The sequence below is a fragment of the Gordonia malaquae genome, assembly GCF_037148075.1.
Taxonomy (GTDB): Bacteria; Actinomycetota; Actinomycetes; order Mycobacteriales; family Mycobacteriaceae; genus Gordonia; species Gordonia malaquae.
Window position 1 is genome coordinate 325,147 of the sequence record NZ_JBBCUB010000003.1, and the last position, 14,182, is coordinate 339,328.

The 14,182-nt window shown below is 67.3% G+C and carries 16 protein-coding genes; 8 read left to right on the plus strand and 8 right to left on the minus strand.

Annotated features, from left to right (window positions below):
• Positions 1–24: 24 nt before the first annotated feature.
• Both WFK36_RS13570 and WFK36_RS13575 read right to left on the minus strand, forming a co-directional pair.
• The gene (locus WFK36_RS13570; protein ID WP_336792294.1) at positions 25–1,386 is read right to left on the minus strand and encodes an MFS transporter; all 1,362 of its coding nucleotides are present in this window, start codon (positions 1,384–1,386) and stop codon (positions 25–27) included.
• Positions 1,383–2,225 carry an acyl-CoA thioesterase domain-containing protein gene (locus WFK36_RS13575; protein WP_336792295.1) on the minus strand — a complete coding sequence of 281 codons (843 nt, stop codon included), beginning with the start codon at positions 2,223–2,225 and terminating at the stop codon, positions 1,383–1,385. The genes WFK36_RS13570 and WFK36_RS13575 overlap by 4 nt, the downstream gene beginning before the upstream one ends.
• A gap of 115 nt (positions 2,226–2,340) precedes the next feature.
• Between WFK36_RS13575 and WFK36_RS13580 the strand changes: the two genes are divergently transcribed.
• From WFK36_RS13580 to WFK36_RS13590, 3 genes are read left to right on the plus strand one after another with little or no spacing between them, the layout of a single operon-like run.
• Complete coding sequence (locus tag WFK36_RS13580) at positions 2,341–3,489, plus strand: acyl-CoA dehydrogenase family protein (RefSeq protein WP_336792296.1); 1,149 nt, start codon at positions 2,341–2,343, stop codon at positions 3,487–3,489.
• An 11-nt stretch (positions 3,490–3,500) separates the two neighbouring features.
• Entirely contained in the window at positions 3,501–4,718 is a 1,218-nt protein-coding gene (locus WFK36_RS13585; protein ID WP_336792297.1) for an acetyl-CoA C-acetyltransferase, read from the plus strand.
• 47 nt (positions 4,719–4,765) lie between these two features.
• Complete coding sequence (locus WFK36_RS13590; protein ID WP_336792298.1) at positions 4,766–5,452, plus strand: GntR family transcriptional regulator; 687 nt, start codon at positions 4,766–4,768, stop codon at positions 5,450–5,452.
• Positions 5,453–5,582: 130 nt separating this feature from the next.
• On the opposite strand, the gene WFK36_RS13595 is transcribed toward WFK36_RS13590, so the two are convergent.
• From WFK36_RS13595 to WFK36_RS13615, 5 genes are all read right to left on the minus strand, one after another.
• Positions 5,583–6,038 (minus strand): MaoC family dehydratase, encoded by a 456-nt coding sequence (locus tag WFK36_RS13595; protein WP_336792299.1) that lies wholly within the window; start codon positions 6,036–6,038, stop codon positions 5,583–5,585.
• Positions 6,039–6,082: 44 nt separating this feature from the next.
• On the minus strand, positions 6,083–6,940 hold the full coding sequence (locus WFK36_RS13600; RefSeq protein WP_336792300.1) for an HTD2 family dehydratase: 858 nt from the start codon (positions 6,938–6,940) through the stop codon (positions 6,083–6,085).
• Positions 6,940–7,683 carry a 3-oxoacyl-ACP reductase FabG gene (gene fabG, locus WFK36_RS13605; RefSeq protein WP_008380377.1) on the minus strand — a complete coding sequence of 248 codons (744 nt, stop codon included), beginning with the start codon at positions 7,681–7,683 and terminating at the stop codon, positions 6,940–6,942. The genes WFK36_RS13600 and fabG overlap by 1 nt, the downstream gene beginning before the upstream one ends.
• 112 nt (positions 7,684–7,795) lie before the next feature.
• Entirely contained in the window at positions 7,796–8,569 is a 774-nt protein-coding gene (locus tag WFK36_RS13610; RefSeq protein WP_336792301.1) for an HpcH/HpaI aldolase/citrate lyase family protein, read from the minus strand.
• Positions 8,566–9,738, minus strand: coding sequence for an acyl-CoA dehydrogenase family protein (locus tag WFK36_RS13615; RefSeq protein WP_336792302.1), 1,173 nt, complete (start codon positions 9,736–9,738; stop codon positions 8,566–8,568). The genes WFK36_RS13610 and WFK36_RS13615 overlap by 4 nt, the downstream gene beginning before the upstream one ends.
• A gap of 101 nt (positions 9,739–9,839) precedes the next feature.
• Between WFK36_RS13615 and WFK36_RS13620 the strand changes: the two genes are divergently transcribed.
• The 4 genes from WFK36_RS13620 to WFK36_RS13635 all read left to right on the plus strand — a co-directional run bounded on the left by WFK36_RS13620 (position 9,840) and on the right by WFK36_RS13635 (position 13,178).
• Positions 9,840–11,057: a CoA transferase gene (locus WFK36_RS13620; protein ID WP_336792303.1), complete on the plus strand. Its 1,218-nt coding sequence runs from the start codon at positions 9,840–9,842 to the stop codon at positions 11,055–11,057.
• Positions 11,058–11,163: 106 nt separating this feature from the next.
• Positions 11,164–11,421, plus strand: coding sequence for a helix-turn-helix domain-containing protein (locus tag WFK36_RS13625; protein WP_008380371.1), 258 nt, complete (start codon positions 11,164–11,166; stop codon positions 11,419–11,421).
• The gene (locus tag WFK36_RS13630; RefSeq protein WP_336792305.1) at positions 11,418–12,632 is read left to right on the plus strand and encodes a type II toxin-antitoxin system HipA family toxin; all 1,215 of its coding nucleotides are present in this window, start codon (positions 11,418–11,420) and stop codon (positions 12,630–12,632) included. The genes WFK36_RS13625 and WFK36_RS13630 overlap by 4 nt, the downstream gene beginning before the upstream one ends.
• Before the next feature lie 135 nt (positions 12,633–12,767).
• Positions 12,768–13,178, plus strand: coding sequence for a hypothetical protein (locus WFK36_RS13635; protein ID WP_336792307.1), 411 nt, complete (start codon positions 12,768–12,770; stop codon positions 13,176–13,178).
• A 56-nt stretch (positions 13,179–13,234) separates the two neighbouring features.
• Here the strand turns inward: WFK36_RS13635 and WFK36_RS13640 are convergent, their stop codons facing one another.
• Positions 13,235–13,411 (minus strand): hypothetical protein, encoded by a 177-nt coding sequence (locus tag WFK36_RS13640; RefSeq protein ID WP_336792309.1) that lies wholly within the window; start codon positions 13,409–13,411, stop codon positions 13,235–13,237.
• Positions 13,412–13,683: 272 nt separating this feature from the next.
• Between WFK36_RS13640 and rraA the strand changes: the two genes are divergently transcribed.
• The gene (rraA, locus tag WFK36_RS13645) at positions 13,684–14,172 is read left to right on the plus strand and encodes a ribonuclease E activity regulator RraA (protein ID WP_008380364.1); all 489 of its coding nucleotides are present in this window, start codon (positions 13,684–13,686) and stop codon (positions 14,170–14,172) included.
• Positions 14,173–14,182 lie beyond the last annotated feature (10 nt).

A 14,182-nucleotide genomic window follows, 5' to 3' on the forward strand; every position in this document is an offset into this window, starting at 1 on the left:
GTCGAGTGTGCCGGTCGAGCGCGGTCACCGAGTCCGTCGGGTCCGAATCTGATTGGCGAGGAGGGCGACGAACACGACGGTCCCGCCGACTGCCGCCACCCCGAGTGCGACGTCGATTCCTTCGGGGCCGGGATGCGCGACGAGGACTGCGCCGGCGACGGCGCTGCCGATGGCGCCGCCGACGGTGCGGAGCACCTGGTTGAAACTGACCGCGCTTCCGACCTGGGTTGTTGCGACATTGCGTGCGACCAGGGCAGGCATGGCGGCGTACGCGGCACCCATGCCGATGCCGAACAACGCCATTCCGAGGAGTACCTGCCAGAGCAGGTCGCTGGTGAGCCACAACATCACTGCCGCGGCGGCCATCAGGGACGCGCCTGACGGCAGCATCGCGGTCATCCGCGCCGCTCCGAGCCGCCGCACCAGGCGATTGCCGATCAGACTGCCCGCCGACAGCGGCAGCATCACGAATCCCGCCCAGAAGAGAGCCAGTCCGATTCCGTAGCCCGTGGCGGCAGGCGCTTGAGCGATGATGCTGGCGATCGACAGGCTCATGTACAGGGTGGCGCCGAGGCCGATGGCCGTCGCGTTCGCCAGCAGCACCTCGGGTGTGCGGATGACGCGCAGGTCGATCAGCGGGTCGGGACTGCGCACTTCGACGGTGGCCCAGCCGGTGAGGGAGGCCGCGGACGCGACGAACATCCCGATGGTTCCCTCAGCGGTCCAGCCCCATGAGGAGCCCTGACTGACACCGGTGAGGAGAGTCGCCAGCCCGACGCCGAGAAGGGCGGCGCCGATGAAGTCGAACTGTCTCCGAGGGCCCTCGTTCGTCGTCGAGGGAACCGATCGCCAGACGATGAGCAGAGCGCTGGCGACGAACACCGCCGCGAACCAGAACGCCGCGCGGTAATCAAGGAGGCTGGCGAGCACTCCGGTCAGCGGGTACCCGACACCGAGTCCCGTGGCGACGGTGACCGACAGAGTGGAGATCGCTGCGTCCACCTGCTCCGGGCGTAGGTGCCGTCGGGCCAGCACGATGGTCACCGGGACCGTCGCGTACGACAGGCCCTGCAGTGCTCGGCCGACGAGGAAGAGGTTGAACGTCGGGGCGAGTGCACAGACGATCGATCCGAGCAGGATGAGGCCGAGTGCGATCAACAGGATGCGTCGGGTGTGGTGACCGTCGCTGAGACGGCCGACGATGGGAGTCGACACTGCCCCGACCAGAAGGTTCACCGTGAGCATCCACTGCGCGGAGCCCACGGTAACGCCCATGTCGTCGGCGATCGAAGGGACGAGGAGCATGCCGAGCGAACTGACGATGGAGGTCGTCATGGCCGCGTAGATCAGCGTCGGAAGCAGCCGGGGAGATGTCGGCGCGATCATCGGACGTCGCCTTCGGCGTGGAACGGGTGGTGCAGCAGAGCGATGGGCGGGTTGGCCAAGCCGCTCGCGGCGACCTGTCCGAACGCGCCGTGGCGATCGAACACGACCGCTGCCGCGGCGGACAGACCGGCGTGCTCCGTGCGGGTGGTCATCGCGAGGCCGACCGAGCCTGCCGACGGTCTTCGTGACAGATGGACGGTCGCGTCCGTGTTGATGAATGCGAGTCCGTCGGGACCGACCGAGGCGATCGCGTTGACGACGTCGGCGACTGCCGCCGTGACGCTGAACGGGCTCGGCGGTTCGCCGTCGACGATCGGGATTGGGAAGTGCCACACGGCTTTGCGCGCGGATGTGTACGGGGACGTTCCCGGTGTCAGCCACCCCCGGCCTTCGTCCCAGTAGAACCGTTCGACGTCGCCGGGTTGGTCGTCGCCGTCGGAGTCGGGCGGTGCGACCGCGTCGTCGGCCGTCCAGACTCGGCTGGTCGACTCGCTAGGAGCGGCGAACGCCGCGGTGCCGCGTGCGGTGGCGGATCCGTTCTGTTCGGCGACGACGTCGACGAGGCAGAATCTACGTCCTTCGCGGACGATCGTCGCTGTCACGTCGACGTCCTGCATGCGAGTCGGCCGGAAGAGATCGATCGACCATCGGACCGGAATGAGGTCGGTCCGTCCACGGTGTTCGACGACACGCTCAGCTGTACGGGCGAGCGCTCCGCTGACGGCCATCCCGCGCATGTGGTCAGCTCCCCAGCCGCTCGCCGCTCGTGCGCCCGGGGTGAATCGGGTGTGTGAGCTCGTGTCATCGGCAGAGGTGAAGAACGCAGAGCGAGCGGCCATGGTGGAGCCTCCTCGGGATCGGGTCGAGATCGGGTCTGGTGGACTGAGTCGCGCCGTGCTAATAATTGTATATTATGCGTAACAATGACGCTCCCCTGATGGAAGGACACGCGTGATGGCACTGACCGCAGACGAACAGGACATGGTGGACCTGGTCGCCGACTTCATCGACCAGCGCGTGCGCGGTCGGGTCCGCGAGTTCGACGAACCCGACGTATACCCGGAGGAGTTCATCGAGGAGATGAAGAAGCTCGGCTTCTTCGGCCTCCTCGTCCCCGCCGAGTACGGGGGAGTGGACGTCAGCACCGCGTGCTTCGCCCGCGTCACCGAAGAGCTGGCCCGCGGCTGGATGAGCCTCGCGGGCGCCGTCGGCGGTCACTCGGTGATCAGCTACCTGATCCGCACGTTCGGGACCGACGAGCAGAAGTCGAAGTACCTGCCGAAGATGGCCGACGGAACGATCCGCGCGACGATGGCGCTCACCGAGCCGGGCGGCGGTTCCGATCTGCAGGGCATGCGCACCTACGCGGCGCCCGGCGAGGACGGCTTCACGATCAACGGCTCGAAGACGTGGATCTCGAACGCGGCGCACTCGGGCCTGTTCGGGCTGCTGTGCATCACCGACCGCGACGCGTCGCCCGCCCACAAGGGCATGAGTGTGATCTTGGTGGAGCCGGGCGACGGGTTCCTCGTGTCCAAGAAGCTCCCCAAGCTCGGCTACCGCGGCGTCGAAGCCTGTGAGCTCGTGTTCGACAACTTCAAGGTCCCGGCCGAGGCAGTCCTCGGCGGCGAGCCCAACCAGGGCTGGGGCCACATGATGCGCGGCCTCGAAGTGGGCCGCATCCAGGTGGCCTCGCGCGCGCTCGGCGTCGGCCAGGCCGCTCTCGACGCCGCCGTGAAGTACTCGCAGGAACGCGAATCGTTCGGCAAGCCGATCTGGAAGCACCAGAGCGTCGGCAATCTCATCGCCGACATGGCGACCAAGCAGGCCGCCGCCCGGCTGCTGACCGTCGACGCCGCCGAGAAGCTCGACCGCGGCGAGCGCGCCGACATGGAGGCCGGCATGGCGAAGCTGTTCGCGTCGGAGACCGCGATGCAGATCGCACTCGACTCGATCCGCGTCCACGGCGGCTACGGCTACTCCAAGGAGTACGACGTGGAGCGATACTTCCGCGACGCTCCGCTGATGATCGTCGGCGAAGGCACCAACGAGATCCAGCGCAATGTGATCGCCGCGCAGATGATCGCCCGCAACAAGATCTGAGGACAACGGACATGACCTCTCTCAAGCGCGCGGCCATCGTCGCGCCTCTCCGCACCCCGGTCGGAACATTCGGCGGATCGCTCCGCGACGTGGCAGTCGAAGACCTTGGCGCCGGCGTCGTCAACGCCGTCGTCGACCGGTCGGACGTCGACCCGGAGCGCATCGACGACGTGGTGTTCGCGCAGTCGTACGCCAGCTCGGAGGTCCCGTGTGTCGGCCGGTGGCTGGCACTGAACGCCGGCCTCCCGGTGAGCGTCCCCGGCATGCAGCTCGACCGTCGCTGCGGCGGCGGACTCCAGGCTCTGATCACCTCGGCCATGATGGTCCAGACCGGCGGAGCAGACGTCGTCCTCGCGGGCGGCATCGAGTCGATGAGCCGGATCGAGTACTACACGACCACCAACCGGTGGGGTAAGCGTGCCGGCAACAGCGTCCTCTACGACCGCCTCGACCGCGGGCGCGAACGGTCGCAGCCCGAGAGCCGATTCGGCAAGATCTCAGGCATGATCGAGACCGCCGAGAACCTGGCGAAGGACTTCGGTCTGACCCGTGAGGCCGCCGATGAGTTCGCCGTCCGCAGTCACCAGCGGGCCGCTGCGGCATGGGACGCGGGCAAGTTCGACGACGAGGTGGTCCCGGTGTCGGTGCCGCAGCGAAAAGGCGACCCGGTCGTGTTCGCCAAGGACGAGGGCATCCGTGCGTCGTCGACCGTCGAATCGCTCGGCAAACTGCGCACCGTGATGCCCGGCGGCACGGTGACCGCGGGCAACGCCAGCCAGCAGAACGACGCCGCGGCCGCCTGCCTGATCGTCGCCGAGGACAAGCTCGACGAACTCGGTCTGGAGCCGATCGGGTTCATCACCGGCTGGGCGGCGGCGGGCTGCGAACCCGACCGCATGGGCTTCGGTCCGGTGCCCGCCGTGCAGAAGTTGGCCGCTCGCTCCGGCAAGACGCCCGTCGAACTGCTCGACTCGCTCGACCTCGTCGAGGTCAACGAGGCGTTCGCGGTGCAGGTCCTCGCAGTCCTCGAGGGCTGGGGCTGGCGCGACCACGACAAACTCAACGTCAACGGCTCGGGCATCTCTCTCGGCCACCCGATCGGCGCCACCGGCGTACGGATGACCACGACGCTCCTGCACGAGTTGAAGCGCCGCGGTGGCGGCTCGGGCCTGGTGACGATGTGCATCGGCGGCGGGCAGGGACTGGCCGCGACAGTCGAATCCGCGTAGCCCGTGCATAGACTCTCGTATCAGACACGAGGAGAAGGGTGCGGGCGATGACGGCATCGGTGCGGGGAGCCGCGGGCGTCCGGAAGCAGCAGCTTTCGGAGGACGTCGCCGTTTACGTGCGCGAGCTGATCCTGTCGGGCCAGGTGAAGCCGGGCACGTTCCTGCGGACCGAGCATCTCGCCGAGGCCATCGGCGTCAGCAACACCCCGGTCCGCGAAGGGCTGCACATGGTGGCGGGCGACGGGTTCGTGAAGCTTGTTCCCCGTCGCGGATTCGTGGTGGCCGAGGTGACTCGCCGTGACGTGCGCGACATGTTCTGGATCCAAGCGTCGCTCGCCGGTGAACTGGCTCGCCGTGCCGCGCAGGAGATCTCGGAGAAGAAGCTCGCCGAACTCGATGAGTTGCTCGCTGAGTACATGCGAGCAGCCGAACGCGACGACAGCGACACTGTCGTCGAACTCGGCCATCAATTCCATCGTTTGGTGAACCTGTCGGCCGACTCGCCGCGCATGACGTTGATGCTCGGAAGCCTCGTGAAGCAACTCCCGAACCGCTTTTATCACGACATCGAGGGGCATGACGAGGACTCTTTGGAGGCGCACCCGAAGATCCTCGCGGCCCTCCATGCCCGCGACGGCGACACCGCCGCTGCGGTCATGCAGGACCACATCATGTCCGGCGCGGACGAACTCGTAGCCTTCCTTGAACAACAAGGCATGTGGGACGAGGCCTGACGCCGTCAGCCCCTCGTGCTTCCCTCGGTTCGTCGAGACCTCCCCAGTTCGTCGAGTGCAGTCGAGACGCCCCCGTTCTGATACCCGGGGGTCCGGCGATCTCGGCCCAGCGGCGTCCTGAACGGGAGGCTCAGTCGACGATCGTCACCAGGGTCTCGGCGATGCACGACGGCTTCGCGGCGCCGTCGACGGTGACCGTGTATCGGGCGGTGACCGTCGACGAACCCGGTTTGGATGCCACGTCGACGAGCTCAACGGTCGCGGTCAGCGCGGAGCCGGACGGGACGGGCGCGGGGAAGCGGACCTTGTTGGCGCCGTAGTTGATTCGCGCCGAACCGAAGTCGAACGCGATGAGGTCGGCCCCGAACAGCGGCAGCAGCGAGAGGGTCAGGTAACCGTGCGCGATGGTGGTCCCGTACGGGCCGTCCTTCGCTCGCTGCGGGTCGACGTGGATCCACTGGTGATCGCCGGTCGCTTCGGCGAACAGATCGATTCGCTTCTGATCGACGATGATCGGGGCACTCGGCCCGATGGGCTCGCCGATCGCCGCGCGGACCTCGTCGAGGCTTGTGAAAGTACGTGTCATAGTCATCTCGATTCACGGTTACGTGGTTCTTGGGCGTCGAGGGGTCAGAAGGTCAGGTCGATGCTGGTGTGGGGGCCGGAGTCGAGGCCACGGGGGCCGATGAGCGCGATCGAGGCGCCGTCGTCGGAGGGTCTCAACCAGGCCTCCTGTCCGCAGAAGAGCGGGGCCGAGTTGCGGTGATCGATCGCGGCGACCGGACGTCCACCGGACAGACGATGGGTCTCGGCGAGCGCGAGGGACATCAACGGACCGTGGACGACCAGGCCAGGGTAGCCCTCGACGCCGGTCGCGTACGGCCAGTCGTAATGGATGCGGTGCGCGTTCGCGGTGGCCGCAGAGAATCGCATGAGCAGCGTCGGGTCGGTCCGGAAGTCGAACCCGGCGTCGTCGCGGGCGACGAACGGAGCCCCGGCGGGAACCAATGCCGCTGCGGGCGCCGGTGACGGGACGTCGCCCGAGACGGCGGCGCCTTCGCGGTAGATGAGGTTCTGCGTCTCGACCACGGCGGGCTCGCCCGCCGGCGTGTGGAGCGTGGTCACCACTGTCACGACAACCAGCTTTCCGCTGCGTCCGTTCTTCTCGACGACGGAGTCGACTCGCGACTCGCGCCGTGTCAGATCGCCGACGCGAAGGGGTGCGAGGAACTCGACACGTCCGCCTGCGAACATGCGTCGCGGCAGGTCGATGGGCGGGAGGAACGACCCGCGGAACGGGTGTCCGTCCACACTGATCTGTGACGACGCCGCCCACCGGGGGAGTGCGACCCAATGCCACAGAGGCGGGAGGTCGTCACCGACCGCCGGTCCCGGAAGGCCGTCGTCGAACAGGGTCGCCAGCGCGGTGACCGCCGCCGGGTCGATGTATTCGTCGGTGACGACCGTGTGCGGTGCCCAGTCGGTCATCACATGTACCGTCCGCCGGTCACTTCCAGAACGGTGCCCGTCATGTACGACGACAGGTCCGATGCGAGGAAGACCGCGACGCCGGCGATCTCGCTCGGCTCGCCCGCGCGGTCCATCGGGATCTCAGCCATCTTGGCGTCCCAGATCTTCTGCGGCATCGCTTCGGTCATCGCGGTGCGGATCAGTCCCGGCTGGATGCAGTTCACGCGCACACCGAGGTAGCCCACCTCTTTGGCCGCAGCCTTCGAGAGTCCGACGATGCCTGCCTTGGCGGCGGAGTAGTTGGTCTGGCCTGCCAGGCCGACCTTGCCGGAGATGGACGAGAGGTTGATGATCGAGCCGGTCTTGCGCTCGCGCATGTGGGCCGCAGCCAGACGCGTGCCGTGCCACACTCCCTTGAGGTGCACGTCGATGACCTGGTCGAACTGGTCTTCGGTCATCTTCCGCATGGTCGCGTCGCGAGTGATGCCCGCGTTGTTGATCATCACGTCGACGGCGCCGAACGCCTCGATCGCGGCGTCGAGCAGTGCTTGCACGTCGTCGCCGGAGGTCACGTTGCAGGCGACGCCGCGGGCGACGGACTCGTCTCCGAGAGTGGCGGCAGCGGCGGCGACCTGCTCGCCGTTCAGGTCACCCAGCACCACGCGGGCGCCTTCGGCGACGAACTTCTCGGCGATCGCGAGTCCGATGCCCTGTGCGGCACCGGTGATGACGGCGGTCTTTCCTTGGAGCAGTGCAGACATTGTGTGGATCCTTCGTGTCAGGGTGTTGGTTTCGACTCGACGCCTCGCCTAGCGGCTCGGGGTCGGTGGTTCGTGAGCTCGTCGAAGGGCTCAACCATCAGGGATGAGAGGGTCAGATTCGGGCGAGGATGGCGTGCGCGCGATCGACGACGGGTTTGTCGACCATCTCGCCGTCGACCTGGGCGACAGCGCCGCTCGAGGCCTCGACGATGCGACGTGCCCAACCGATCTGAGCCTCAGTCGGGCGCAGCGCCGCTGCGGCAGGCCGCAGTTGACGCGGATGAATGCACAGCTTTCCGGCGAAACCGAGACGCCGTGCGTACGCGGTGTCGGCAATGATCCGATCAGGCTCGTCGATCGCCGCAGTGACCCCGTCGATCGGTCCGGGCAGACCCGCCGCGGCGGAGGCGAGGACCAGAGCGCCGCGCGTGGTGAGCAGCGCCTCGGTGTCCGTGGGGTCGACGCCCAGTTCGGCGGCCAGGTCGAACGTGCCCACTGCAAGCCGAACCACGCCGGGCACGGAGGCGATGGCGGGGGCGTTGAGAACGCCGCGCGCGGTCTCGATCAAGGCGATCACGTTGCCGCCGATACCCGCCAGCACCGCGGGGTCCTCGGCCTTGGGGAGCATGATTGTGACGTCTTTCGCGGAGAGGGCGTCGAGGTCGGCACGGAACCATCGAGTGTCGGCGGAGTTGGTGCGCACCGCACACGGGCGATGGGCGGCCCAAGCGGCCACGTTCGCCCTGGCGGCGTCCTTGGCGTCCGCGGACACCGCGTCCTCCAAGTCGAGGACCACCAGGTCCGCGCCTGCCGCGGCGGCCTTGTCGAACCGGTCGGGGCGGTCGCCGGGGACGAACAGCAGTGTCGAGGCGGTGGCGGCGCTCATCCCTTGGCCGCCTTCTTGGCCTGGCGCACGAGGCCGCCTCCGATGATGAGCCGCTGGATCTCGCTGGTGCCCTCGTACAGCCGCAGGAGGCGGACGTCCCGGTAGATGCGCTCGACCGTCATTTCGCGCATGTAGCCGCTGCCGCCGTGGATCTGGACGGCCTTGTCGGCCACCTGACCGACCATCTCGGTGCAGAACACCTTCGCGACCGACGGCGAGATGCGCCGGTCCTCACCCGACACGTACTTCGCGGCGGCGTCGCGGACCAGTGCGCGTCCGGCCATGATCCCAGTCTGCATGTCGGCCAGGTGGGCTTGGACCAGCTGGAAGTCGCCGATGGGAGTGCCCCCCTGGGTGGTGACGGCGGCGTGCCGGAGAGACTCGTCGAGTGCACGCTGCGCGGACCCGACGGACAGCGCGGCGATGTGCACGCGACCGCGGGCGAGTGAGGTCATGGCTGCTTTGTATCCGCTGTCGACGTCGCCGCCGAGGAGCGCCGAGGCGGGGACACGGACGCCGTCGTAGTGGACGTCCGATGTCCACGCGCCCTGCTGGCCCATCTTCTCGTCATGCTCGGCGACGGTGACGCCGGGTGTGTCGGTGGGGATGAGGAAGGCGCCGATGCCGGGGCCGTTCTCGTCGGCCGGACGGACTCGCGCGAACGTGACCAAGAGGTTCGACAGTGCGGCGTTGGTGATGAAGCACTTGGCTCCGTCGATCACCCAGTCCCCGTCGTCCTGCTGCACTGCCTTGGTTCGCAGGCCCGCCGGGTTGGAGCCCGCGCCCGGCTCGGTGAGTGCGAACGATGCGACGACGTCGCCCGACGCGATGCCTTCGAGCCACTGGCCCTTCTGCTCGTCGGTGCCGAAGTTCACCAGTACCTGGCCTGCGATGCCGTTGTTGGTGCCGAACATCGACCGCAGCGCAAGCGCCGTATAGCCGAACTCCATCGCGAGTTCGACGTCCTGCGTGAGGTCGAGCCCGAGGCCGCCCCACTCCTGCGGGATCGCGTAGCCGAAGAGGCCGATGTCCTTCGCGGCCTGCCGGATGTCGTCGGGGATGGCGTCGGTGTCGGCGATCTCGCGCTCACGCGGCACCACGCGGGTACGAATGAACTCGTGGACGGCGTCCTTGATCTGCGCGAAGTCCTCAGGACTGACTTGTGACATGAATGCCTCCCTTGGCATCGGCGTGATGAACAACTCGAGATGCTACGCATAATATACAATTCAAGGAACGAACGCTATAGTCCGACCGAGGAGACGTACACATGCCCACACCGACCACACTCTCTCTCAGCGGCGTGCGCATCATCGAATTCGCGTCGTTCGTCGCAGGGCCGAGTGCAGGCAAGGCCCTCGCCCAGATGGGCGCAGAGGTGATTCGAGTCGACCCGATGGGCGGCAACGCCGACGTCAAACGGTGGCCGTTGTCCGATAGGACCGGTGAGAGCCTCTACTGGAACTCCCTCAATCGTGGGAAACGATCAGTGATGCTCGACGTCCGCAGCGACGAGGGGCGCGACCTGCTGCTCGGCCTCGCGACCGCTCCCGGCGCCGACGCGGGCATCGTCATCGACAACGCTGTCGGCCGCCCGTGGTTCTCCTACGACGCGCTCGCAGCCCGCCGGGAGGACGTGATCGCCGTCCGCGTGCAGGGGCGTGCCGACGGCGGACCGGCCGTCGACTACACGGTGAACGGCGCCGCAGGCGTCGCCGACATGACCGGCCCCGCGTACACGGACGCGCCGACGAACCACGTGCTGCCCGGTTGGGACTTCCTGTGCGGTCAGCAGGTGGTGACGGCGGTGCTCGCCGCGCTGCGTCGCCGGGACAAGACCGGGCAGGGCGCCAACGTGGAGATCGCGCTCGCCGACACGGCGACCGCCGCCGTGGCCGACCTCGGCTGGTTCACCGAAGCTGCCGAACGCGGGAACCGTGCCCGCCACGGAAATCACCTCTACGGCAGCTTCGGTGTCGACTTCGCCACCGCCGACGGCGACCGCGTGATGATCGTCGCGCTCACCCCGAGGCAGTGGGCGTCGATCGGGATCGCGACCGGCACCACCGAGGTGTTCGCCGCCTTGGCGGCCTCGCTCGGAGCCGACTTCACGACCGATGAGGGCCGGTACGCGCATCGTGACGTCATCGAGGCGGTCCTGACCCCGTGGTTCGCGCAGCATTCGACGGTTGACGTGCACACTGCGCTCTCGGATGCGGGCGTTCTGTGGGGACCGTACCGCTCCGCGTCGGTCGTCGCGGCCGACTTCGAAGCCGGCGCCGGGATCGACCCGGTTCTCGTCGGAGTCGACCAGCCGGGCATCGGCGACGTCATCTCCTCGAGTTCGCCCATGCGGTTCGACGGCGAGTACTCCGGCAGCGTCCCCGCCGTCGCTCTCGGCTCGGACACGGCAGTGGTGCTCGGTGACGTCCTCGGTCTCGACACCGCCGAACTCGACCGCCTCCGCGCTGCGGGTGTCATCGTCTGAGTACTGGGCACCACTATGCCTTGAATCGCATGCATTGATAGGGGTGAAGCGCTCGGGCGGAGGGTGAAGACAAGCTATGCTTGTGAATCAAGGCATAGGAGGTCGTATGGCACGTCCGCGGAACACCAACCCGGCATCGCGGCTCGCTATGCATGAAAATGCAGGCATAGCGATGGTTGTCGCCGAACGTCGACGTGCACTCGGGTTGACGCAGGAGATGCTCGCCGACCTCGCCGATGTCTCACGCTCGACCGTCCAAGCGCTGGAATACGGCAGCCCGTCGGTCCGCCTGGGTGCACTGACCGCTGTGGCGGACGTCCTGGGGCTCGCGGTCGATGTCAGGCCCAAAGGCGACGGTCGATGACCGCCGCAGCGGATCTTCGCGCGGTCGACCGCGCCGATGTGTACGTAGGCGACCGCCTCACCGCGGCCCTGACTCGGGACGGAAAAGGGGTGACGACCCTCGACTATCGCGATCCGATTCCAACGGGTCGTACGGGAGGGATCGCATGGTCGCTCCCCGGTCCGGACTCGCCGTTCGAGGTCGGAGGAGACGCCCTGCCTGCATTCTTCGCGGGTCTGCTCCCCGAGGGCGTCCGCCTGGGCGTCGCACTGACTGCGACGAAGACGTCGGCAGACGACCACTTCACGCTTCTGCTCTCTGTGGGGAGTGACACTGTCGGAGACGTACGAGTGGTCCCCGAGGGGTCCGAGCCCCGTATTCGCCCACCGATGGTCACGGACACGGTGACGGACTTGCGCGAGGTGTTCCGGGAGTTCACCTCGTCGTTCGAATCCGACGCCGTCGCGTTGGCCGGCGTGCAGCCGAAGGTGAGTGCGTCGATGTGGAGCACGCCGACGGTCACCGATCGAGGGCCCGCGATCCTCAAACTCACCCCTCCATCCGGCTTTCCGAAGCTTGTCGAGAACGAGCACTTCTTCATGCGGATGGCCGCGGCCTGCGGAATCACCGCTGCTTCGACGACGATCGTCGAGGACGAGTCGGGAGTGACGGGTCTCCTGGTGGAACGGTTCGACCGCAGAGACGGTGTGAGGATTCCGCAGGAGGACGCCTGTCAGGTCCTCGACGTTTACCCGGGCGCGAAGTATCGAATGAAGACCGAGGAGGTGATCTCGGGACTGGCACGGACGTGTGAGCGGGGGGGAGGCTCGGCGCGCGCCGCGACCGTCGAACTGCTCAGGATCGTGGTCTTCTCGTGGCTGATCGGGAACGGTGACTTGCACGGGAAGAACCTGTCCATCCACGCTCCCGAGGGATGGTGGCGGCCGACGCCCGCATACGACCTCCTCACCACCCAGCCGTACTTGAAGTGGCGCGATCCGATGGCGATGAATCTCTACGGTCGCGCGAACCGGCTGAAGCGTTCGGACTTCATCGACGCCGGAGAGCGGCTCGGTGTCGGTGCGCGCCCGATGCGGCGGATGATCGACGAGTTGTGTGACGTGAGCACGACATGGATTCCGCGCTGCGCCGAGATCGGGTTCGCGGACCGTGACACCGAGCGACTCATTGCGTTGCTCACTGCGCGGGCCGAATCGTTGACGGGCAGTTGAAAGGTCCGTCAGATCGCGACCATCCTCGTGGCGGCCGACTTCTCGCGGCCGGTAGCGTCGTCGGGTCGAAGGCTCGTCCTCGTTGTCGAGAGCCCGGCTATCCTCATTCCAAGACACGACACGAGGGAGCCGCCGGTGGGGCAGTCACGGAGAGCGATCGCGACGGCGGGACTGTTCCTCGCGCTCTCGTTGGCGACCGCGTGCACGCAGGCCGGTCACCCGGTGCCCGGATCACCGACCGATCTGAACGAGCTGCTGCTGAGCACGCGGTGGCACAGCGTCGAGACGTTCGGCGGGAATCTGGACATCACGTTCGTGGCAGGTGGGGACTTCCACTACGTCAATTCGCCGAGCGGGGTCAACCCAGACAGCACGCCGGGCAACGAGTCGTGGGCGCTCTCGAACGGGCGCCTCACGGTGTGCTTCAACGACTGCTACGCGAAGTTCGACGGCCAGTGGAACGGAATCGCGTTCGTCGGACGCAAGTCCAACCTCACTCGCCGCACCTGGGACGTCACGCTGAGTCCGGTGGACGCGGCGAGTTGATCATTTCGCTGTCGTGACGTGCGTCTGATGACGAAGCGGTTGCCGGAGCGAGGGTCTCACGTCACTGGGTGCAGAATCCCGGGCCGCGTGGCCCTCGCTTCGTCGGTGAATCGGTGGCCCCAGAAGCTGGGCCTGGCGTAGGTCCGGGCCGTCCAGCTGAGGTCGTCGACGACGAGGCCGCCGTACCCGAGTTCGATCTCGGAGTGGCGGTGCGCCGCTGGACGACGTGGCAACCCCGAGTCGGGAACGGATATCTCGATGCGCCGAGATCGGGTTCTCGGACGAGAACACCGGCCGACTAGCCGTGATGCTGTCCTATCGTGCCGAGACGCTGGTGTCCGATTGAACTGTCCCGCATGTGCTTCGCGAAATGTGCACCACAGAAGAGGCGCGAGAGCCTATAGGGCGTCGTAGGCCCGCTCAGGTGCACATTTCACGGTGATCGGCCGATGAGCGGCGAGACGTCACATATGACTCGCCGGTAACAACGCCTAGACTCGAGGCCATGACCTCGCTGAACTTCACCCCGACCGCAGACCTCGTCGACGAGATCGGCGCCGATGTGCGCAGTTGTGACACGCAGTTCACCCAGTACGGCGGCAACCGCGAGTTCGTCGGCACCGTGACGACTGTGCGCTGCTTCCAGGACAACGCACTGCTCAAGTCGATCCTGTCGGAGCCCAACGAGGGCGGCGTGCTCGTCATCGACGGCGACGCATCGGTGCACACCGCTCTGGTGGGCGACATCATCGCCGAGCTCGGCCGGTCGAACGGCTGGGTCGGCATCATCGCGAACGGCGCGATCCGCGACGCCAAGACCATCGGCGGCATGGCGATCGGCGTCAAGGCGCTCGGCACCAACCCTCGCAAGTCGACCAAGACGGGCGCGGGCGAACGGGACGTGCCCGTGGAACTGGGCGGCGTCACCTTCACGCCCGGCGACATCGCCTACTCCGACGACGACGGCATCGTCCTCGTCGCGCAGGGCCTCTGAGCGGTCACCC